Source organism: Parabacteroides sp. APC149_11_2_Y6 (genome assembly GCF_054506995.1).
Genome location: NZ_CP173709.1, coordinates 1,786,036 through 1,808,529 on the forward strand (window position 1 = coordinate 1,786,036; position 22,494 = coordinate 1,808,529).

Consider the following 22,494-nt stretch of genomic DNA (forward strand, 5'->3'; position numbering starts at 1 on the left):
AAATAAATCCCAGATATGAAAGATATTGTATTATCCTTGTTGGGCATGTTGACCCCTTTGTTTTTACCCGGGCTACACGCGCAAGAAAATCTCAAGTTACCGCGTTTCACCGAGTTTCGCACGGACGCAGATTTCGATAAGGGGGAATGGCAAGATAAAATTGTTGATGAAGTCGAAATCGGGAATTACGTTGTACAATTAATCACGTCGCAAGAAAAAGGCGATTATTTTAGTGAAGGGCGGTACGTGCAGGTGTTGGATAAAACGAACCGACGACTTGTACAGGAAGAAATAGTCCTGGAAGGCTATGATAGTGTATGGAATGATCAGTTGTACGTTGATGATTATAATTTTGACGGGTACGATGATTTCTCGTTATTTCAAGGTTCAGGAACGCTGGATAACATATATTTTGGTTATTTTTTATACAATCCTGAAACCAAAACCTTTTTCGAAAGCGAGTTCGGCGGTACAAACATGGAATTCTATCCCGAATCAAAAACAATTACCACGAGAAACCGGAGTTATGCCGGTGCGAACATGACGTTAGAGACGTATAAAGTTGTCGGTTTTCGAATGATACTCTTGGAACGACATTGTTTAACCGCGGAAAGGATTGAAGATGAAGAAACTGGCGAAACATCGGTGTGCGTGGACGAGGAAGGAAATCTCGTTTTTGAAGAAGAAGATTGTTACGAGTATTATATGGATGTCGAACAGGAATCTGTCGGACTAAAGAAGAATTTCCAATTGCGGCTGGCTATTTACGATGAAGACATGGCTGGCGGCTTCGTGCTATATGAAGGTCAGAAAGAACGAATACCCATTTATTTAGACCGCTCGGAAATTGTAGAACAAGGCGAAGAGGGACGCCCTGCCACACGACAATTATTCTACAATGAAATGTACAGGGAGAAGGTAAACGGGGTGTATGTCGTCACGATTCAGGGTTCAAATATTATCAAGGTCTGTTATACCCGGGGGAAAGACAACAAAAAGTTCACCTTAAAAGAAATAGCGCGATGAAAATAACAGCATTCATGTTGGGGCTATTGTTTCCTTTGTTCTCGGTTTCGCCCTCAACACGAGAGAAACAGCTTCGAATCGAACGAAAAGCCTTGGATATCGGGGTTTACGATTATAGTAAAGTGAAAAAGTGCCCGTGTAAAATATATTATGATCGGGAGGCGGAAGATAAATTTCTCGAAGTATTAATGCGGAGCGAAAAACTTCTCAATTCAAATATCTTTGGTCAGTATGTGAAGAGAGAAAATGATAGTCTTGTTTTCGAGAGAGAAAATGAAGCCTATGAATATTGTCCCGAATTGAATTATGTGATAGAATCTGGCGGGCATGGTTTTGTAAGTGCGTATGATCTGGAAACTTTGGAAGAAATCTTCGTCAATCCCTCTACGTTTGTTTATTCCCCATCCGGCAACTATCGCTTCGGGTCATTTGAAGCCGACGGGACGAGGTATTATCTGGAAATAAAGAAAGGAGATAAGTGGACTTCACACCCTTTTGCAGATGGGACAATAATAGAGGGAGCCTATTGGATTGACAATGAAACGATGTATTATTTAGAAGAAAAGGAAAGACCGGATGGTTTTAAATACTGGATTGGGTATTCAATGAGACTTTATTTTGAAGACAATATGCGGGAAGTTGGGCGTTAGCGGTTAAAAATCCGAGTCAAGACTATACGTCTCTTCCTCTATAAACTGCTGTTCTCTTCACGTAGAACAGGACTTTAAAGGTGCTTCTCTTTGTTTTCATAACTCTAAATATTCGTTTGTAAAGGTAATTACTTTCCCGTTACCACGAGTGATGAAGAATTACGCAAAATAGTGAAACAAAACTTGTCACCTTTATGGTAGGGTGTCATGGATTAGGTAATGGCTTACTCGATACGAACGAAAAGCATTGAAAACAAGAGCGTTCTTTGAAAGATTGTGTTGGAGATAAAGGAAGATTTGAAGGGAAAAACCTGCCTTTGCCAGTGTTTAAACGAAAGGACGCGGGAAATGGCAAGAATAATCGTAAAAAATACAAGCGTCACCCTTGTAAAGGTAAACGGACAAGACTATATTTCTTTAACCGATATAGCTAAATACAAGACCGATGACGCATTTATCGTGATAGGAAACTGGATGCGTAATCGTAATACAATTGAGTATCTTGGCATTTGGGAAAGTTTGTACAATCCCGATTTTAAACCTATCGAATTCGATAGGTTTAGAAAAGAAACCGGCTTAAACGCCTTTACACTTTCTCCGCAGAAATGGATTGAAGCGACAGCCGCTATCGGTATTGTTTCCAAATCCGGTCGTTATGGAGGAACTTTTGCACACAAAGACATCGCATTTAAGTTTGCCAGTTGGATATCTGTAGAGTTTGAATTGTATGTTGTCAAGGAGTTCCAGCTCCTCAAAGAGCAGGAGCAAGCCCAGATAGGCTGGAGTGCGAAGCGCGAACTGTCGAAGATAAACTACCGCATTCACACCGATGCCATCAAGCAGAACCTCATTCCGGCAGAAGTCACCCCGCAGCACGAAAGGCTCGTGCGGCTCAACCGGATAGCCATTCAGCAGATGCAGGTACTGGAAGACGTGAACAAGAAGTATCTCAAATAATCCCCTCCCCGACACCCTCTTTCCGGGAAACGCTTATAACTGAAAACAAATTTATAAGCGATATGGACAAGAACAACTATTTACGGATCACCCGGCAAGGCCTGCGCCTTGCTTCGGCGGCAGCCGTCACCTGTCTGATTGCCGCCTCGTGCGGCGACCTGACCGGTGACTTTGCTTTCTGATCTTATTTACCTATTACGGCGTAGCCGTTCATTTATCTATTTAAACGGATAACCCGAGAAGCGGGTCGACAATATTTTTTTATGGCATTAACCGAAGAATCATCCATCCCGGCGGATCTGTTGTCCGCTGTTCGCGAGTATCAGGATTTTCAATCTGACAGATATCTTCGTCTAACCCTTTAGTTACCGGTTATGTGCCCTTTTCCAGGCGATAACCGGTATGGCAGGCAGGAGGGCAAACCAAACCCCTCCTTCCAAAAATAATGTATATAGATTTAAAACGACTGTTCGGGAGCGAAACGCCTTCCGTACACAGGTTTGAAGCGAAACTGAGTAGATTAACCAAAGAAGAGCGTGTCTTTTATTATCGTGCTGCTTATGAGACCGCATTTTGTGAATGGGATAAGGTCGGGGTGCGTTACCGCCTGTTCCTCCGCCGCCTGTTCCAGCATGATTGGCAATATGCTTTGAATTTTTTACTGGAACACACCGTATTGGGAACGCTGCAATATCCGTTGCAGGAACGTGAAATGCTGACGAAGCTTATCTCTTTGCTGGAAGGAAAGAAACGCGGGTACATGCCATCGTATAACCATCTCGCATTTGTATTGGAACTGGTTTTTCCTAATCCATACAAATTAAGCACGTTTGGCGATAAGCTCCGTTTCTGTAATCTGGATACGGATGAATTGCTCGACCTTTTTGCACGCCTGAAAATTCATGATATCGATGAGATGTAGCAGGATGAACCGGCGTAACGGATAGTTTTCGCTTTTTATTGTAATGGGTACCCCGTAGATTTCCGGTCTTTAATAATAGCTGAGCAAGCGAATGAAGCGGGTACCTTACAATTTTCAGCGAATCAGAGTATAGGTAATACTTATTTTATCCTCCCACCCGTTTTTCATTTATAAATTCCTCATATAAAGCTACAGCACCATAATGCCATAATTTGGTATTTTCTTTTTCTAAATTCTTATAGGTGTTAGAATGATAGAATTTTCGTATTGCATCTATAATTGGACCTCCGTGTTCTTTTACATATACCTGTGCAAATAGACTAACTTTTGAGGGTAATAGCAAATAAAGATTATTGTCTGTAATTTCTCTATTCATAGCAAGCCGTATTTGCGGTTTTTCTACTGTTTCTAAACTACCGTGATATAATTTCATAGAGTTTTCTCCTTTTCCTTTGTGATATAATCCTCTATTTCTTCTATCAACCATTGCCGGCTTTGGGTATGTAGTACTTCAAAGTTGTCCGACAAATATTGCAAGACATCATATTTCTCAAACAAACTCATTACTTCTTTGCCTGAAAAACCATATTTTGTTTTATATTGTTCGATACAAAACGAAATGAAGTAAGCAATATCTAAGTCCTTTTTGTCCATAATAACAGTTATTTCACGAATATACCTTACTTGGGTTCTATATCTCACAAAGATAAAAAAAATATAGAATAAAGCATGGATGTAAGGGATTCTTTTGTTCATATGACTCCATCAGAACAAAAAGAATATGCGAGCATTTATAAATTCCTCATATAAAGCTACAGACACATACTATAATTATAGAAGATATCTTTCGTCTTGAAAACCGATTAATAAAATATAAATAGATATATTGTAATCTTTTGTGTATCCTGTAATTATGGCAATTATAGGCTGGAATGCCTGTTGCTATATAAAAGATTGCTTGATATGTAATATATTGTATATTATTGTTGTGTGTATTTATTGTGTCTTTTATATGGCGTTTTATAGTTCGTATTCATATTATGTTTGTATTGTGTCCGATAACGGATATATAACAATTAAAAAACATTATTATGTCGGTAAAGTACAGATTGGTAGTGAGAAAGAATTTAGGTAAAGACAGTGAGCTGGTTCCGCAAAAATTGTATGCGCAGATTGTATCCGGTGATTTGGTGACTTTTGATGAATTTATAGAAGAAGTGGCGGACAGTAGCGGAGTAGGAAGCGCCGGAGTAAAAGCGGTTCTGGACCGTATGAATGTTGTATTGGTTCGCCATTTACAACATGGGCGGCGCGTACAAGCAGGGGAGTTGGGTAATTTCCGTTTAGCTTTAGGGTCGGGAGGTGCGGAGAGCGCCGAAGTTTTTGACCCGAATATGATACGGGAACCACGAGTCCGTTTTTTCCCGGGCAAGGCATTGCGAACGATAAAAGGGCAGGCAGTCTTCGAGAAGGTTGCCCTACCGGCGGCATCCGGAGATGACACCGGAGGTAGTGATGGAGATAAACCGTCGGAACTGTAATTACCGGAAAGCTTTGGAATGAAGAAGATGACTGTCCAGTTAGTCATGGCAATCCTGCTCACATTGAGTGGGATTGTCCTTCTCTTCTGTAGTTTCTGGGTAAATCCGCCGGGACTGATCGACCATAGTGTACTGGTGGCTTTCGGGGAAATCAGCACCTTCGCCGGGGCGCTTTTCGGAGTGGATTATACGTACCGGTTCAAAGTAAGGGGGAGTAAATAATAAAGGTATAGGGTGAATCTTATAAATGGGTAATATGAAAGGAAAAATAATGTTGAGCGAGCATTTTAGTTTGGAAGAAATGAGTTACAGCCGTATTGCGGTAGAACAGGCTATCGACAATGAACCGCCGGAAGCTGAACGTGAAGCAATGAGGCATTTGGCAATTCATCTGCTGGAACCTCTACGACTGCTATACGGTGCGCCGATTGCCATATTGAGCGGATTCAGGAACCGGAAAGTGAATCGCCTTGCCGGAGGAGTGGTGAATAGCCAGCATTGCCGGGGAGAGGCGGCAGACTGTTATACGCCGGATCTGGCAAGATTATTGACGGTTCTTCGTTCTTCCGGGCTGGTATTCGACCAGGCGATATACTATTGCAAGCGGAATTTCCTGCATTTGTCGTTGAAAAAGTCAGGGGCGAACCGGATGCAGGTCTTGTTTTATGTATGTTGTTTTGCTTTTTTGCTACAGGGATGTGGGTCTCACAGGCAAACTAATAAACAGAAACAGTTGGTTTATGCAGATACGACAGGGTTAAAGGTATTGCAGGCATTACATGGAAAACGGGATTTTCATTTGACGGACACAATGGTCTACCGGCTTTGCCAAGTGGTTTATTCGCCTCCCGACAGTTCAGGAGGGCAGTTTCCGAGGGTTGTTACAACTATAGAGACCGGGAGATACAGGCAAATTGCAGATACAGGGAAAGTGATGGCTTCTATTTCTGGGGATTATACCCGGCAACAGACAGGAACTGTCTCTACGGAAACAAAAACTCAACATATTTCTTCGGGTTATATCCGTCCCTTGCTTTTGATTATAGGGTTCGGATTGGTTGGTGTTTTCTTTGCTTATCGAACGGTTTCCGGATAAGTTTTACTTTACCTCAAAAAGAATCTTCCTTTGATTGCCCCAGTTGTCTATTAACGTAAGCATGTGTTTGCCCGGTGCCGGGGAACAGGTTATCTGATGCCTGTCTTTGGTTTCTCCCAGATATGTATCGTCAAGGTGCCAGTAGACAACAGCCTCGGGACGTGCGTGTGCGGCTTTAAATATGAACTTCTCCTGTTGGCCGGAAAAGCCTTTGGGAAGATAGAGCACTGCATTATGTTCTGGATAAATCAGTTCGATTTGGTGGCTTTGTGTTTGTTCGCATCCCGGTTTGATAGGGGGGAGCGGGGTGTAGCCGATATGATAATTCCGGTAATAGAATTCTTGCGACGGGGGCAGTACAAACCAGGGACGGGTTATCATACGGTCGACCGATTCGCAGGAACTGTTTACCCGGAACTTGCCGTCTGCCGAAAGATGTACTAATTGGTGATAAGGGCAAACTTGTGTATTAATGCCTGTGCGCGGCATATATAATGTATCAGTTTGGTCGCAGATAGGAGATGCTTTGTGCCCGCTGAGGCGGCAGATTACCATCGGTTCCATTTCGTCAAAAGGTTCGTCGAACCAGTTTCCGGCAGGTAACAGCGAAAAGAGGTCGAACATAACCGGAGCCGCGCTTCCCACACCGGTAAGGCCCGGACGTCCTTCTCCGGATGCGTTGCCAACCCATACGCCAACCACGTAGCGGGGCGTGGTGCCGATAGACCAGGCATCGCGTCCTCCGTAGCTGGTTCCAGTTTTCCATGCTACCTGTTTCATCGAATTGAATTGTTGCCAGTCGGCTTCTTCTTCCGGACGGTTCAGGGCCGACATGGCTTCGTATGTGAACCAGAGTGAGGCAGCAGAAAGCAACGGTTTATCCGTTAGCCGCTTGTCTGCAGGAGACAGGATAGGAGCTTCCTCCTCTTTTACAGGATAAGGGGTTAGTGGATGAATGTCGGCTGGATTATACCGGCCGTTATATTTACGGTAATGGGAGAGTACGCGCGACATGGATGCATACATGCCGGACATATCCCATAGGGTTCCTTCTGCTCCTCCTAAAATAAGGGCTGCCCCGTAATGGTCTTCCGAAAAACGTAAAGTGGTCATCCCATAGGATTTGAGCAGGGACATAAAGCGGCCGGTATTATATTCGGACAACATCCTGACAAGCGGCACGTTTAGTGAACGTGCGATAGCCTGATGGGCAGGAACCGCACCGTAAAAGGTCTTGTTGTAATTCTGGGGGGTAAATCCGTTTATGTTTAACGGAACATCGGATACCAATGTGTTCGGAAGTATTTGCCCGCTTTGCAACATGGCTGCGTAAAGAAATGGTTTCAGGATACTGCCTGTGCTCCGTGGAGAAGTGATGACGTCGACATGGTTACTCTTACGGGCATCCGCTTTGAAAGTCGCGTTCCCGGCATAGGCAAGCACTTCTCCTGTTTCCACATCGGCGATGATTGCCGCTATATTATGGATATGGTTGGAACTGTATTCAAGGGCGTAACGGTTTACAATGTCTTGTGTCTGCCGTTGTAACATTTGCCGTACAGAAGTGGATATGCGGGTTCCCGGTGCCTGGGCTGCCAGACGCTCCAATAAGTGAGGAGCATCATTCGGTAGGGGGACGGGAGCTTCGGGAAGGGGTTCCATACAGGCCAGTTCGTATTCCGTTTCATCCAGAATACCTCTTTGCTTTAAAGAGGCAAGCAGTTTATCTCGTTTGGCTTTCAGTTGCTTCCTGTTTCGTCCCGGATGAATAAGGGCGGGAGAGTTGGGAAGAACTGCAAGCGTTGCGCTTTCCGCCCATGAAAGGTCTGCGGCACTGCGCCCGAAATATCTCCACGAGGCTGTTTCAATGCCTATGACATTCCCTCCGAACGGGGCATGGGATGCATACAGGTTTAATATTTCTTTTTTACTGTAAACACTTTCCAGATAAAGCGCCCAGCAGATTTCAATGCCTTTCTCATAGAAGGTGCGTTCCCGGTTCCCTCTGGCGATACGGGCAAGTTGCATCGTAATGGTACTTCCGCCGCTGATAACTTTCCCTGCCTTGGCATTTAGGCGGAATGCCCGTGATATGGCTGCTATATCGATTCCGGGGTGCCAGTAGAAGCGTTTGTCTTCGTAAGTAAGCAGGCAGTCTATAAATTTTTCCGGCAATGAATCCGTTGCAGGAAAACGCCATTGTCCGTCCGGGGCGATACGCGCTCCCAGCAGGTTTCCTTCAGACGAATAAAGTAATGTGGAATAAGGTGCCCGGAATAACTTTTGAGGCACCCATATGTACATACATCCCCATAAAATCAATATGGATAGAAGAAAAGCTATCAGGGTTTTCTTCCTTCTTGAGGTTAATTTTATAGATATTCGAATGTGATACATATTTTTTAAAAAGGTCAGAATGGCGGAAATATGATTTCTGCTTTTTGTAATGCATTAGTTGCCATAGGTAATCTTCTTATTCGGTTTATACAAAGATAGTATTTTCCTTTGTATCATTTGTGAAAAATGTAAAATTAAATACTTATATTCGTGGACTAACTGTTTTAAAAGTATAGTAACCGTAAATTAATGGATTCTATGAAGAAGTATTTGTATTTGTTGTGCTCATTTTACCTGATATCATTGTTTACCGGATGCAATTCCAGCAGTGGAGGGGATGAAGAATTAATGTTCAATCCTTATGTGGAAGCCTTCACTTCCGGGAAAATTTCAAGATATACTCCCGTCTACCTTATTTTTAACCAGGAAATCCCGGCTGAGAAGATAAAAGAAACAGACTTGGACAAGCTTATCAAAATTAAGCCAGAAGTGCCCGGTAAATTTTCTTTTGAGAATAGCCGTACCATAAAGTTCAAACCGACGAAGGCACTTGACCGGAATACCACTTATAAAGTAAGTGCTGACCTTTCCAAGTGGTTTGATGTGGAAGGAAAGGAAAAGGATTTCTCATACAGTTTCTCTACATTGCCTTTATTAGTACGGGGTAACTTGTATGCAATGGATGTCAATAAGAAGAATGAAAACGGATATGATGTTGTCTGTTCTCTTTTTACCTCTGACAAGGAAACGCCGGAAACCGTAGAATCATTAATCCGTTTTTCAGAAAAAGCCGATGCAACCTGGGAGCATAGCCAGGATGGCAAGAAGCATCAGGTAACTTTACAAAATATACAGGCGGGAGCGGATGGCGCCCGTCCTTTTGCCGTATCTATAGCACAAAATAAGCAGCGTGTGCCCGAAGGAGAACTTTTTTCGGTAGATATTCCCGGTATGAATGATTTCAGTGTATATGACATACAATATGTAGCGGAACCGGAACGTTTTGTTGAGGTTACTTTTACCAAGCTGCTGGATGCGGCACAGGATATGGAGGGGCTTGCCTACATTAGCGGGAATAAGTCCGGATCTGTAAATGTAAACGGGAATAAGCTCCGGTTGTATCCGGATGCCCAACGTACCGGAGCCATGAACATCCATTTGTCTAAAAATATACGTAGTAAAAGCGGGCTGGTATTGAAAGATAATGTGGTAAAACAAATAGAGGTAAATAAGGATTTACCGGCTGTCCGTTTTACGGGGGAAGGGGTGATAATACCTCAGTCCACTCAGTTGCTCGTCCCATTCCAGGCTGTATATTTGCGGGGTGTGGTAGTCCGTGTTATCAAAATATTGGAACAGAATATCGGTCAGTTTTTGCAGACAAACGATTTGGACGGACAAAGTGATCTGATTCGTGTAGGGCGTTTGGTTGCCCGGAAAACGATTTTCCTGGATGACGATGCTACACAGGATTTATCGAAATGGAATACTTATGCCATCGATTTAAAACAGTTGATAGACCTCGAACCGGGGGCTATTTACCGTGTGGAACTTTCTTCCGATAGAGACTTGTCGGCTTATCCTTGTGAGGGACAGGAAAAACCATCCAAAGAACAAATACTGGCAGAAGATGAAATTAAGTTCCGTGAAGAGAGCAGCCGCTTCGATGAGGGGGGCTATTTTTATAATAGCGGCCTGGATTGGTCGGATTATAACTATATGGAACGGAATGATCCTTGCTCCAATAGCTACTATTTCAATATTTCAACAGGAAAGAATGTGCTGGCAACGAATCTGGGATTGATGGCTATGTCTGGGGAAGATAACGAAATGACAGTTCTGGTACATAATCTGTTGAATACGGAACCGGAAAGGAATGTAAGGGTGGTAGCTTATAACTATCAAAACCAGCAGTTAGGTTCCGGGTTGACAAACGATAAAGGACAGGTAACATTACCTTTGAAAAACGGAAAACCTTTTTACGTGATTGCCTCCCGTGGCGTAGAGCGTTCTTATCTGCGGGTAGATGGAGGTTCGGCTCTTTCACTCAGCTCTTTTGATGTTTCAGGTGAAGTCGTACAGAAAGGCATCAAAGGTTTTATTTATGGCGACCGGGGCGTATGGCGGCCGGGAGATACGCTCCATCTCAGTTTTATGCTGAATGACCGTTCAGGCAAGTTGCCGGCGAATCATCCGGTGGTAATGGAATTGTATAATCCGTTGAATCAGCTTTATCTGCGTAAAACACAAACACAGAGCGAACTGGGATTATATACCTTTGATATGCCTACGGAACCGGATGCTCCGACAGGTGCATGGAATGTAAATGTAAACGTAGGCGGAGTAAGTTTCAGCAAACGCCTGCGTATCGAAACAATTAAACCGAACCGTTTGAAAATAAATCTTTCCATGCCGGAGAAGGTGCTGCTTCGTGGTGAACCTCTGGATGCCGATTTGCATGTGGCTTGGTTGCAAGGGGCTGTGGCACGTAACCTGAAATATGATATCCAAGGTACATTTATCTCTACAACCACAACATTCGACGGGTTTAAGAATTTCTGTTTTGATGACCCTTCCAAAGTTTTTAATACGGAAGAAAGTAAACTGATTTCCGGAACGACAAATGAAATAGGGGATGCAACAGTAAAGGCACGGTTTGAAGTAGGTTCATCGGCGCCGGGCATGTTGCTGGCAAATTTTGTTACCCGTGTATTCGAAGAATCCGGCGATTTCAGTATCAATGCCAGCCGGATGTTGTATTCTCCTTATAAGCGGTATGCGGGTATTCATTCTCCCCAAGTAGGGAAGAAGCAGTTAAATACGGATAAGGCGTATTCGTATGAAGTAGCTTCTGTAGATTATAAGGGACAACCAGTTGCCAATACGGAAATCGAGGTAAAAGTCTATAAAATATACTGGTATTGGTGGTGGAGTTCGGATAACAGTATGTTGGCAAACTACGTTTCAGACTCTTATAATAAACCCATTAAGGAATTTACAGTCCGTACCGGAGAAAACGGTTTGACTACATTCCCGCTGATGTTCGATGCAGACGATTGGGGTTCTTACTTTATTTCCGTAAAAGATAAAGGTACGAATCACTCTTCCGGTATTGTGAGTTATTTTGACTGGCCGGATAGCGAAGGACGTCGTGATGCCAATGGCTCTTCTTCTGCAAATATGTTGATGTTTAAAACGGACAAGGATAATTATGCTCCGGGCGAAAACATTGTCGTTACCTTCCCGTCGACAAAGGGAAGCCGGGCTATTATAAGTATAGAGAACGGAACCCGTCTGCTTTCTTTGAATGAATATAACTGCAATGACCAGGAAACGACTGTGAAGATAAAAGCAACTCCGGACATGCAGCCGAATGCCTATGTTTACATTACTTTATTGCAACCGCATGGGATGACGAAGAACGACCTTCCAATCCGTATGTACGGGGTGGTGCCGTTTACCGTAACATCTCCGGAGAGCCGTCTTACCCCGGTTATCCGGATGGCGGATGAGATTAAGCCGGAAAGCAAGTATGAGGTGACCGTTTCCGAAAAAAACGGAAAAGAGATGGCTTATACGCTTGCTATCGTAGATGAAGGTTTGTTGGATTTAACCCGCTTCCAGACTCCTGACCCCTGGAAAGCGTTCAATGCCCGTGAAGCATTAGGGGTTAGTACATGGGATTTATATAATTATGTATTGGGTGCTTATGGCGGACGTATAGAACAAATGTTTAGCATCGGTGGCGATGAAGCATTGAACAGAGGGCCGAAAGCGATAGTGAACCGCTTCAAGCCGGTTGTGCAGTTCGATGGTCCGTTCCTTTTGAAGAAAGGAGAAAAGAAACGCCATTCTTATCAGATGCCGAACTATAATGGCAGGGTGAGGGTAATGGTGGTTGCCGGTAATGGCAGCGCTTACGGAGATGCTGATAAGTCCGTGTTTGTCCGTAAACCGGTAATGTTGCTGGGTACGTTGCCGCGTGTAATTGGTATTGGTGAAGAAATGGTGGTGCCAGCTACTGTATTTGCGACAGAAGAAGGAATAGGAGATGTACAGGTTTCTATTGCCTGCTCCTCTAATATGGAAGTAGTAGGAAGTGCGAACCAGGAATTGAATTTCCAAACCAAAGGGGATAAAGAAGCCTTGTTCCGTATTCGCGTAAAAGATAAACCCGGTGCGGGAAAGGTTACGATTACTGCTACGGGAAAAGGGGAAAAGTCCGTATATGAAACGGATATCGAAATTCGTAGTGTGAGCCGTCCGCAAGTGAAGGTTATGCCGGTAACGTTGGAACCGGGCAAGTCCTGGAAAGAAACGGTTAGAATGCCGGGGCTGGACGGTACAAATTCCCTGACTTTGGAAATGTCGGATGTGGAACCGATTAATCTATCTACCCGTCTGTCCTATTTGTTGGGATATCCGCATGGTTGTGTGGAACAGATCACATCCAAAGGTTTCCCGCAACTTTATTTGAAAGAATTTGCAGCGTTGACAAAAGAACAGGAACTGTCTACGGAAGATGCTGTGAAAGAGGTGATACGCCGCCTTCGTTCTTATCAAACTGTAGACGGAGCTTTTTCTTATTGGCCGGGAGGTACGAGCAGCAATGCCTGGGGAACCGTGTATGCTACTCATTTCTTATTATCGGCGGAAGCGAAAGGATATTTAATTCCGGATGCTATGAAACGGAATGTATTGAATAATTTACGCCGGGTGGCCCGCGACTGGAAACCTGTTCAGTCGTATTACTCCCGTTCGGAGGAAATGACGCAGGCTTACCGTCTGTTTGTTCTGGCAAAGGCCGGTTCTCCGGAAGTAGGAGCAATGAACCGTCTGAAAGAAACCAAGTCGTTAGCTCCGATGAGCCGCTGGTTGCTGGCTGCCGGTTATGCGTTAGTCGGACGTCCTGATGTGTCAAATGCATTAATAGAGAAGACTACGGCTTTGAAGACGGATTATTCCGGATATGACGAAACCTTTGGTAGCAATACCCGCGATCAGGCTATCCGCTTAATAACACTTTGTCTGTTAAATAATGGCAAGGAGGCAGCTATTCTGGCAAATGATTTGTCTAAAGCGCTTTCTTCAGATGATTGGATGAGTACCCAGACTACCGCTTTTGCATTGGTAGGGCTTTCTGATTATGTGCATAAATATAAGGTAGCAGGAGATATGGATTTCTCGTATACTTGTGGTAATAAATCGGAAAAGATAACCACAGCTAAAAACGTATGGACGGGGAATTTACTTTCCAAAGCGGCTTCATCCGCATCTCTTGAAATAAAGAATACAGGTAAATCGACTTTGTTCGCCCGTGTTATTACCGAAGGTATTCCGGCACAAGGTGAAGAAAAGGCTTATTCCAATGGATTATCGTTGGCCGTTAGCTATATGGACCAGTCCGGTCGTCCGGTAGATGTAGCGGACTTGCCCCAGGGAACGAATTTCATGGCTGTTATAACAGTTATGAATCCATCTCCGCGAACTTATGAGAATCTGGCTCTTACGGAAATCTTCCCGGCTGGTTGGGAAATTTTGAATACCCGCTTCCTGAATGAAGGAGCGACAGATACCAAAGCTGTAGGCGTAAGTTATCAGGATATCCGGGATGACAGGGTGTATAGTTACATCGACCGTCTGCCGGCAGGTAAGCAGGTAACCGTAAAGATTAATCTTTGTGCGGTATATCCGGGCCGTTTCTATCTGCCTCCGGTTTATTGTGAAGCTATGTACGACCATTTGGTACGGGCAAATACCGAAGGGAAAAATGTGGAAGTGAAGTAGAATCCGGGAATATCTCAGGCACATAAGTTTTGTGTCTAAAATTTGTACAGCAGTGTCTAATTTTTAGACACTGCTTGTTGTATGATGTGTTTTTATTTGGTTTATTTTTAGTCTGTTAAGTGTATTGGCACACTATTTGAATTAAGAAAGGTATAGCTTTGTTTTTCAAAGGTTGGATTTAGTTGTATGTTTCTTGAAACAGATAAAATATATGAAAACAATCATTCGTAATTTCCTAAGTGTGCTGAGGCGGTTCAAAATGGCGACGCTGTTGAATATCGCAGGATTGTCGGTTGCATTTGCCGCTTTTACCATTATTCTGGTTCAGATTAACTTTGAGCGGAATTTTGACCGTTGTTACTCGACTTCCGAAAGAATATACCGGATGGATTTGGTTGAACCGGGTACTTTCTCGACTATTTTGCCACGTGCTTTTATTGAGGCTGCCATCCAGTCGTCGCCACATATCGAAGCGGGGACACTTATCAATCCTTTTATAGCGCCTGTCTATTTCTCTGTAACGGAGAATGGAGAGAAACGGGGATTCAGGGAGACTATACAGACTTGTCACCCGGATTTTACGAAAGTGTTCGATATTCCTATAGTTGAGGGTGATGCGAACTGTTTGCATGAACCGGACAAAGTGATTATTCCACAGAGTCTGGCTCATAAATTGTTTGGTAACCAGCCGGCTGTCGGTAAGTCGATACATGCCGAAGAAGATATCTGGTCGAAGGAGAGAACGGATTTGACAGTCGGTGCCGTTTACCGTGATTTTCCGGGAAACACTCAGTTACGTAATATTATCTACTCAGCCATAGACCATGAGTTTGCTCTTACTAACTTTGGAGCAAGCAATTATTACTGCTTCCTCTTACTGGATGATGCCTCATCCGCACAGAGTGTAACCGATAATTTTAATCGACATTTTGATTTTTCAAAAATAGATCGTCCCAATCAGAAAATAAAACTGGTTCCGCTGACCGATATCTATTATTTGAATGAAGACCATGATGGCAATATTTTCCGGAGTGGCGACTCTGAAGTAGCAATGCTTCTATTGTGGATTGCCATTCTGATTATTGTAGTTGCCGCCATCAACTTTATGAATTTCAGTACGGCACTGACCCCTTTGCGTATAAAGAGTATCAATACCCAAAAAGTATTGGGCAGTTCGGATAACGTGCTTCGTGGGTCTCTGCTTGTGGAGGCTGTTATTATATGTATGTTGAGCTGGTTGATTAGTCTTTTTATTGTATGGGCACTCAATCAAACCGCTTCTTTGCCATTTATCGAAGCAGATTTGAGTCTTTCCGGTAATCTTCCCGTTCTTTTGCTTTCGGCTGTAATAGCACTGTTTACCGGGGTCATAGCAGGAGTTTATCCGGCTTATTACATAACTTCTTTTCCTCCGGCATTGGTTTTGAAAGGTAGTTTCGGGCTATCGACATCGGGGCGTAAATTGCGTACAACATTAATAGGTATCCAATTTGTCGTTTCCATCATGCTGATTATCAGTGCCTGTTTTATGCGTTTACAAAATAATTACATGAGAGGTTTCTCATTAGGGTTTGATAAAGACCAGATTGCCATAGTAGATATAGGTGGACAGTTGTATGATGAACATCATGAAACGTATGTGAATCGCTTAAAAGATTATCCCGGTATTGAAGATGTAGCATTCTCAATGCAAAAACTTGGTTCCAGGGATGGTTATAGTACCAATGGTAGTAAGTATAAGGAAAAACAATTCCAATATTTTCAGTTAGTCGTTTCTGATAATTTCTTATCGACAATGGGAATACCTGTTACCGAAGGACGAAATTTCCAACGTTCGGACGCACAGTCGGAAGACATGTTCTATATCTTTAATGAAACAGCTCGTAAAAGCATGGATATGGATGCCGGCGATTTGTTTGGCGGTTGGGGCGACCGTGTGGGACGTATTGTCGGTTTTACAGGAAATGTAAAATTTACTTCTCTCCGTCAGGGTGAGAATAATATAGGATTCATGGTGACGAAAGATTATAGTTTACCTGTTTCTTATATTCGCCTGAAAGCTGGCACCGATGTGCAGGCAGCCGTAGAGCATATCCGTGAAACGGTGGCTTCCATAGATCCGTCTTTTCCATTCAACATCGAATTTTACGATACACTGTTTAATAACTTATACCATCGTGAAGAGAATCTGCGCAGCATGATAACCATGTTTAGCCTGTTGGCTATAATCATCTCTTTGGTAGGCGTATTTGGCTTGGTTGTATTTGAAACGCAATATCGCCAGAAAGAAATCGGTATCAGGAAAGTACATGGAGCTACGGTGGGAGAAATTTTGGCAATGTTTAATAAAGCTTATATCCGGATTGTTGCGATCTGTTTTGTGTTGGCAGCCCCGGTAGCCTGGTATGGCGTAAAAGTTTGGTTGGAAAGTTTTGCCTATAAGACGCCGATGTACTGGTGGGTGTTTGTACTTGCATTTGTAATTGTGTCTGTTATTACAATAGCTACAGTGACTTTCCAGAACTGGAAGGCCGCAAATGCAAACCCTGTAGATAGTATAAAGACAGAATAGAGACTCAGCGAAATAGAATCCCTGGGATTTAAAAGGGGAGCTTGGATACTATGTATGATGAATATGTCATACATAGTATTTTTTTTGCGGATAACCGGACCGTGTGATTAGACTTCAATTGAATTATAACGTTTGTGGAATATTTGGGGAGAAATATACCATAGTTTTTACAGAACTATTTCGATTATATAGATATGTTAATCCAGAGTAACCATCTCTACAAATAAAGGTTAATAACAACTCTGATTTTTGATATCGGACACAAAAATAAATAAAATATTTTAATCAAGGGTGTGAAAAGTAAAAAAAATCAACAAAATTTTAATAGAGGACCTTGTGAAATATTTAATTTCTGCATTCTAATTTACCTTATAAATGCTACCGGAACCTGTGAATGGTATTTCTCTTTTTGCACAAAACCAACATATGTTTTTGATTATTAGTAGTATAACCCTGTTTATTTCTGAATAATAGGAAAAAGGATTAGGTTCTGTAAAGACTGAGGCTATTTCTAATTGCCTGTTTGTTAGTGTTTTTTAATGCGGATTAAATGTAATGAATACTTTTTCACAAAGAAAGATAAACTTAAATATACAGGACGGCACTTAGCTGTCATATTTGGATGTGTGAATTTAATTCTTGCCGGATATGATAAAGGAGATAAATAAAATTATAATGTCTAATTAAAAAGGGAAAGCCTATGATATATGGTGATAGATGAAATTTTGTGATGAAAAAGATTCAAGCCTGTAGGCTGAATCCTACTACTTAGAAAACTCTTATTATTAACTTTTATATGATAATACATGAAAATGCAACAAAAAAAGATTGGTGACATTCCTTTGAAATGGAATAGTCCTATGTCTCGCGTGGCCCATGTTACTTGTGGGTTACTAATCTGTTTGTCAACAGGTACTTTTGCAGCAAATGAGAATGCAAAATTGTTAACTGAAAATCGAATTGAAAGTGTTTCTCCGGACCAGGTAGGGAAAACGATTACTATTACTGTTTCTGATGCAATGGGCCCGGTGATCGGAGCGAACGTTGTAGTGAAAGGAACAACAAACGGAAACATTTCTGATATGAACGGAAAAGTTGTTTTGAAGGATGTTCCAAACAATGCGACCCTTGTTATTTCATACATCGGCTATGTTACCCAGGAAGTAAAGGTCGGCAGTCAGAAGTCCATTCATGTAACAATGGCGGAAGATACCCAGGCGTTAAGTGAAGTTGTTGTGGTCGGGTACGGTACATTGGATAAAAAACAGGTAACAAGTGCTGTTACTTCATTGTCTGCCGACGACTTGACGGTCGGTGTAAGTGGCTCTGATATTTCTACCGCTTTGCAAGGTAAAATCGGCGGCTTGGTTATGATAAACAATGGCGACCCGAATGCTTCGACAACCTTCCAGTTACGTGGTATGACTTCCGTAAAAGCCGGAAAATCCCCTCTTATTGTAATTGATGGTTTCCCCGGAGGCGATATCCGTTCTTTGAACCAAAGTGATATTAAATCCATAGATGTATTGAAAGATGCTTCTGCCGGAGCAATCTACGGTACACGTGCCGCCTCGGGTGTAATCTTGATTACAACGAAGAATGGTGCGAATACAGATGGCAAGGTGAAAATGACCTATAATGCGGAGTTGCGTAAACGCCAGGCGTTCGGTAAACCGAAAATGCTGTCTGCCGCCGAATATGTAGAGCACAATGTGGGTATCGATTATGGTGACGATGTAGACTGGTGGGACGAACTTTTGCAAAAAGACAATTTTTCACAGAAACATAACCTCACTCTGGAAGCCGGTACGGAAAAAGCACAGATTTATACCTCTCTGTTTTATGAAGACAACGATGGTATCTCCATCAATAACTCCCGTAAAGACTTCGGAGGACGTGTTAATTCCAATTTCAAACTGTTTGACGATTGGTTGGAAATACGTGCGAATGTAGATTATCGCCAAGCCGACCGAAATAATAACTTCCCGAACTTCCAGCAAGCCCTGCGTAACAATCCGACGCGCTCTCCGTATGATCCCGAAAGTGAAACGGGGCTGAATGTATGGACAAACGAATCACTCGATTATAACGTTGTAGCAGACGCCCGTCTGAGTACGTATGAAGGATTGGATAAATGGTTCAAACCGGAAGCAACGATTAAGTTGAACATTAAAGCTGTTCCGGGCTTGTCTGTACAACAGGTAGTCGGTTATGAGAACCGCCAGTGGGAATATCATTATTTCCGTTCTAAAAATCATCGTGACGAAATTAATAATTCCCGGAAAGGATATGCTAAGCTGGAGTTCAGCAAGACTGAATTTTTGACTTCGGAAGGCTTTGCTACTTATATCAAAGAATTTAAAGGCGGACATAACCTGAATGTTGTAGGCGGTTATTCTTATTTTGAAAAGAACAATGAGAATTTCTATGCTGAAAACTATAACTTCCCGGTAGACGGTGTTAAGTATTGGGATATAGGTGCAGGAACCTACCTGAGTGATGGTAAAGCCGGAATGGGCTCAGGCAAAGGTATTACCGAACGTCTGTTCTCCTTGTTTGCCCGTGCGAACTATTCTTATCAGGATAAATATATGTTGATGGCGTCTATCCGTCATGAAGGATCATCAAAGTTTGCAGTAGATAACCGTTGGGCTAACTTTTGGGCACTATCTGCAGGTTGGCGTATCTCGAATGAAGACTTTATGAAAGACATCAAATGGATCGATGACCTGAAAGTTCGTTTCGGTTATGGTGTAACCGGTAATAATGACTTCGGTTCCGACTATACCGCCAACACATTATCATCCGACCAGGACTGGATGCTTCCGAACGGCCAATGGGCGAAGAGCTATGGTAAATCCAAGAATCTGAACCTGCAATTGGGTTGGGAAGAAAAGAAAGAGTGGGACTTGGGTATCGACTATGCTTTCCTCGATAACCGTATATATGGTAAGTTCGACTATTATCGTCGTAAGATTGATAATATGCTTTATGAAATTAAAGTGCCTCAGCCTCCGTATCCACAAGGAAGTATGTGGAAAAACATCGGAAGCATGGAAAGTAAAGGTTGGGAATTTGAAGTTGGCGGCGATATCATTCGTTCGAAAGATTTCACGTGGAGTACAAACCTGAACCTGAGCCATAACACAGCAAAAATCCTGACAATGTCTGGTGATAATACCTATTTAAGTGCTGCAGGTTTCCCGTCTCCGGGTAACCCGGGTGACGCTCACCGCCTGGAAGCCGGCACGACGATCGGTAGCTTCTATATCTACCAGTTCGCCGGTTTTGATGACAAAGGTAACTTCTTATTATATAATAAAGATGGAGAAGTTATTCCGGCAAGCGATAAAGTAGAGCAGGACAGACGCTATATCGGCAATTATATGCCAAAAGTTATTCTGGGTTGGAACCATACCCTTGTTTATAAGAACTGGGATTTAGGTATTAACCTGCGTAGTTGGTTGGATTTCGATGTTTACAATACTATAGATATGTATTTTGGCATTCAAGGTGTAGACAACTGTAATGTATTGAAAGATGCATACGGTAAATTCGACCATATCCGCGGAGAAAAACAACAATGTGATTACTATTTGCAAGACGGTTCTTTCCTGAAAATCGATGCAATTACATTAGGTTATACACTTCCTTTGAGAAAGTATACGAAATATGTAAACCAACTGCGCGTTTACGGTACGGTGCACAACGTTGCAACTATCACAGGCTATACAGGTATCAATCCTGAAGTGAATGTATCCGGATGGGATGGCGGTATCGATTGGTTTACGGGTCTTTATCCTCAGGTTCGTACCTATACATTAGGTATTCAGGTTAGTTTCTAATTGGTTGGACATAAAAGTAAATAGCTAAAAATGAAAAAAGATATATTAAACTATATAGCTTCCGGTATTCTGTTATTGACTGCCGCTACGTCATGCAGCGTAGAGCCTACTTATTATTCGCAGGTCGTACCGGAAACTTTCTATGCATCACAGGAAAATGTATGGCAACGTTTTAACCGTCCGTTTACTCACTGGCGTTGGTATGTGGCACATAACGAACCTCGTTGGATGATGCAAGAGTTAGGAACCGACGAGTTTTGTTTGCCGACCCGTGGTAGTGACTGGTATAATGCCGGCGTTTATCAAAAATTCCATCATCATGAATATACTGAAGATATGACAGCTATCGAGACGGGCTGGACAAACTTTGGTATGGGGGTCGCTTTGGCATGGGATGCATTAGAGGATTTGGAAAAGGTTGATTTCAAGGCATTGGGATTTGAAGACGGCGTTCGCGAATCCATGCTGAACCAGCAAAAGGCGCTGGTTGCCTCTTTCTATCTGGATGGTCTGGATTTCTTCGGTGGGGTTCCTTTGTATACGACTACACAAACAGATGCAAAAGGACGTGCTACAGCTCTGGAAACATTCAACTTCATCGACTCTCTGCTGACAGAAGCAATACCGAATCTTCCTTTGAAGACTGAATTGGGTAGCTTTGAGAACGGTAGTATTAATCGTGCTACAGGAGCTGCATTAAAGGCACGCTTGTATTTCAATGCCAAATCTTATATTGGCAAGGAAATGTTTACAGAAACGGCTACTATCTGCCAGGATATCCTGGATGGTAAATACGGCTCTTATAAGTTAGATCCGGACTGGACAAACATCTTCGGTTTCTCCAATGAGACATCTACTGAAATCATATGGTCTGTACCGAGTCAGAATGCGAAGTTAGAGACAGACGGTATGCTATGGAGTTATATGGTTCCCTATAATTTCAAGAATTATTTGGGAGGATTGAAAGATTCCGGTTCCAATAACGGTTGCTGTTTGACTCCAAGCCGCGACCCGGAAGGTAACCTTTATAATTTCAACATAGGTAATCCGTATGAATCATTCCATGATAAAGACTTGCGCAAGCAATTGTATGTTTACGAAGGAAGTGGAAAATACCGTGGTATGTTTATCGTAGGTGAATTGAGAAATCCGTTAAATCCTGATTGGGTATGTACCGGCGACCGTGAATATAAAGACCAGGTAATCGTGGAACGCGACCAGATTGCTTATTTTGCCAAAGTCGGTAAAGAATATGCAAGTGTAAAAGATTTGCCCTCCACAATTGCTACTGCAGAGGAAAGTTCAGGCGTACGTGTAACCAAACGCAGCCCGCGTCCGAATCAGGATGACTATAAACGCATGTTCGACCCGGACGTTCCTATCATCCGTATAGCCGAAATTTATTACATGCTGGCTGAATGCAAAATGCGTGCAGGAGACAAACCGGGTGCGGCAGACCTGATTAACGAGGTTCGTAAACGTTATTTTGAAGGTGGTGCAGACCCGGACCCTGTAACTGCAGCCAATCTGGATAAATACCGCATGCTGAAAGAATGGATGGTCGAATTTCTGGGAGAAGGCCGCCGCCGTACGGATTTGATTCGTTGGGATGCCTATGTTACGGAAAACTGGTGGGATCATAAGGCTACAAACAATCAGAATTTAAACTTATTCCCTATTCACTATACGATTATCGGTGCTAATAACCTGATAGAACAGAACCCGGGTTATGGAGGCAAGAAATAACATGTTTCAAGTTGT

General features: G+C 42.8%; 13 protein-coding genes and 1 pseudogene. 11 read left to right on the plus strand and 3 right to left on the minus strand.

The annotated features are described in order from the left end of the window. Positions 1–15: 15 nt before the first annotated feature. The 4 genes and pseudogenes from ACGE0T_RS07135 (at position 16) to ACGE0T_RS07150 (ending at position 3,555) form a co-directional block, all read left to right on the plus strand. Positions 16–1,026: an XAC2610-related protein gene (locus tag ACGE0T_RS07135; protein ID WP_459189840.1), complete on the plus strand. Its 1,011-nt coding sequence runs from the start codon at positions 16–18 to the stop codon at positions 1,024–1,026. Continuing rightward, positions 1,023–1,676 carry a hypothetical protein gene (locus tag ACGE0T_RS07140; RefSeq protein WP_459189841.1) on the plus strand — a complete coding sequence of 218 codons (654 nt, stop codon included), beginning with the start codon at positions 1,023–1,025 and terminating at the stop codon, positions 1,674–1,676. Before ACGE0T_RS07135 ends, ACGE0T_RS07140 begins: the two co-directional genes overlap by 4 nt. A gap of 348 nt (positions 1,677–2,024) precedes the next feature. Continuing rightward, positions 2,025–2,553 (plus strand): annotated as a pseudogene (locus ACGE0T_RS07145) (KilA-N domain-containing protein); the annotation flags it as partial. A gap of 525 nt (positions 2,554–3,078) precedes the next feature. Then, positions 3,079–3,555: a hypothetical protein gene (locus tag ACGE0T_RS07150; protein ID WP_459189842.1), complete on the plus strand. Its 477-nt coding sequence runs from the start codon at positions 3,079–3,081 to the stop codon at positions 3,553–3,555. A 145-nt stretch (positions 3,556–3,700) separates the two neighbouring features. On the opposite strand, the gene ACGE0T_RS07155 is transcribed toward ACGE0T_RS07150, so the two are convergent. Both ACGE0T_RS07155 and ACGE0T_RS07160 read right to left on the minus strand, forming a co-directional pair. Further along, positions 3,701–3,988, minus strand: a complete 288-nt coding sequence (locus ACGE0T_RS07155) for a hypothetical protein (protein WP_459189843.1) — start codon at positions 3,986–3,988, stop codon at positions 3,701–3,703. Further along, positions 3,985–4,209 carry a DUF3791 domain-containing protein gene (locus ACGE0T_RS07160; protein WP_459189844.1) on the minus strand — a complete coding sequence of 75 codons (225 nt, stop codon included), beginning with the start codon at positions 4,207–4,209 and terminating at the stop codon, positions 3,985–3,987. The genes ACGE0T_RS07155 and ACGE0T_RS07160 overlap by 4 nt, the downstream gene beginning before the upstream one ends. 437 nt (positions 4,210–4,646) lie before the next feature. Between ACGE0T_RS07160 and ACGE0T_RS07165 the strand changes: the two genes are divergently transcribed. From ACGE0T_RS07165 to ACGE0T_RS07175, 3 genes are read left to right on the plus strand one after another with little or no spacing between them, the layout of a single operon-like run. After that, positions 4,647–5,096, plus strand: a complete 450-nt coding sequence (locus ACGE0T_RS07165) for an HU family DNA-binding protein (RefSeq protein WP_459189845.1) — start codon at positions 4,647–4,649, stop codon at positions 5,094–5,096. A gap of 18 nt (positions 5,097–5,114) precedes the next feature. Next, positions 5,115–5,318 (plus strand): hypothetical protein, encoded by a 204-nt coding sequence (locus ACGE0T_RS07170; protein ID WP_459189846.1) that lies wholly within the window; start codon positions 5,115–5,117, stop codon positions 5,316–5,318. A gap of 34 nt (positions 5,319–5,352) precedes the next feature. Then, positions 5,353–6,192: a D-Ala-D-Ala carboxypeptidase family metallohydrolase gene (locus tag ACGE0T_RS07175; RefSeq protein WP_459189847.1), complete on the plus strand. Its 840-nt coding sequence runs from the start codon at positions 5,353–5,355 to the stop codon at positions 6,190–6,192. Between the two features lie 3 nt (positions 6,193–6,195). On the opposite strand, the gene pbpC is transcribed toward ACGE0T_RS07175, so the two are convergent. Then, the gene (pbpC, locus tag ACGE0T_RS07180) at positions 6,196–8,496 is read right to left on the minus strand and encodes a penicillin-binding protein 1C (protein ID WP_459189848.1); all 2,301 of its coding nucleotides are present in this window, start codon (positions 8,494–8,496) and stop codon (positions 6,196–6,198) included. 291 nt (positions 8,497–8,787) lie between these two features. On the opposite strand from pbpC, the gene ACGE0T_RS07185 reads away from it, so the two are divergent. From ACGE0T_RS07185 to ACGE0T_RS07200, 4 genes are all read left to right on the plus strand, one after another. Next, positions 8,788–14,316 carry an MG2 domain-containing protein gene (locus tag ACGE0T_RS07185; RefSeq protein WP_459189849.1) on the plus strand — a complete coding sequence of 1,843 codons (5,529 nt, stop codon included), beginning with the start codon at positions 8,788–8,790 and terminating at the stop codon, positions 14,314–14,316. Positions 14,317–14,527: 211 nt separating this feature from the next. Next, positions 14,528–16,888 (plus strand): ABC transporter permease, encoded by a 2,361-nt coding sequence (locus tag ACGE0T_RS07190; protein ID WP_459189850.1) that lies wholly within the window; start codon positions 14,528–14,530, stop codon positions 16,886–16,888. Positions 16,889–17,700: 812 nt separating this feature from the next. Next, positions 17,701–20,733, plus strand: coding sequence for a SusC/RagA family TonB-linked outer membrane protein (locus ACGE0T_RS07195; RefSeq protein WP_459190434.1), 3,033 nt, complete (start codon positions 17,701–17,703; stop codon positions 20,731–20,733). 30 nt (positions 20,734–20,763) lie between these two features. Continuing rightward, positions 20,764–22,479: a RagB/SusD family nutrient uptake outer membrane protein gene (locus ACGE0T_RS07200; RefSeq protein WP_459189851.1), complete on the plus strand. Its 1,716-nt coding sequence runs from the start codon at positions 20,764–20,766 to the stop codon at positions 22,477–22,479. The last annotated feature ends 15 nt before the right edge of the window (positions 22,480–22,494 follow it).

Bases quoted from the DNA above. Each gene is read 5' to 3' on its own strand.
- ACGE0T_RS07135 (WP_459189840.1), top strand. From the start codon at position 16: ATGAAAGATATTGTATTATCCTTGTTGGGCATGTTGACCCCTTTGTTT.
- ACGE0T_RS07140 (WP_459189841.1), top strand. From the start codon at position 1,023: ATGAAAATAACAGCATTCATGTTGGGGCTATTGTTTCCTTTGTTCTCG.
- ACGE0T_RS07150 (WP_459189842.1), top strand. From the start codon at position 3,079: ATGTATATAGATTTAAAACGACTGTTCGGGAGCGAAACGCCTTCCGTA.
- ACGE0T_RS07155 (WP_459189843.1), bottom strand. From the start codon at position 3,988: ATGAAATTATATCACGGTAGTTTAGAAACAGTAGAAAAACCGCAAATA.
- ACGE0T_RS07160 (WP_459189844.1), bottom strand. From the start codon at position 4,209: ATGGACAAAAAGGACTTAGATATTGCTTACTTCATTTCGTTTTGTATC.
- ACGE0T_RS07165 (WP_459189845.1), top strand. From the start codon at position 4,647: ATGTCGGTAAAGTACAGATTGGTAGTGAGAAAGAATTTAGGTAAAGAC.
- ACGE0T_RS07170 (WP_459189846.1), top strand. From the start codon at position 5,115: ATGAAGAAGATGACTGTCCAGTTAGTCATGGCAATCCTGCTCACATTG.
- ACGE0T_RS07175 (WP_459189847.1), top strand. From the start codon at position 5,353: ATGAAAGGAAAAATAATGTTGAGCGAGCATTTTAGTTTGGAAGAAATG.
- pbpC (WP_459189848.1), bottom strand. From the start codon at position 8,496: ATGTACATATGGGTGCCTCAAAAGTTATTCCGGGCACCTTATTCCACA.
- ACGE0T_RS07185 (WP_459189849.1), top strand. From the start codon at position 8,788: ATGAAGAAGTATTTGTATTTGTTGTGCTCATTTTACCTGATATCATTG.
- ACGE0T_RS07190 (WP_459189850.1), top strand. From the start codon at position 14,528: ATGAAAACAATCATTCGTAATTTCCTAAGTGTGCTGAGGCGGTTCAAA.
- ACGE0T_RS07195 (WP_459190434.1), top strand. From the start codon at position 17,701: ATGCAACAAAAAAAGATTGGTGACATTCCTTTGAAATGGAATAGTCCT.
- ACGE0T_RS07200 (WP_459189851.1), top strand. From the start codon at position 20,764: ATGAAAAAAGATATATTAAACTATATAGCTTCCGGTATTCTGTTATTG.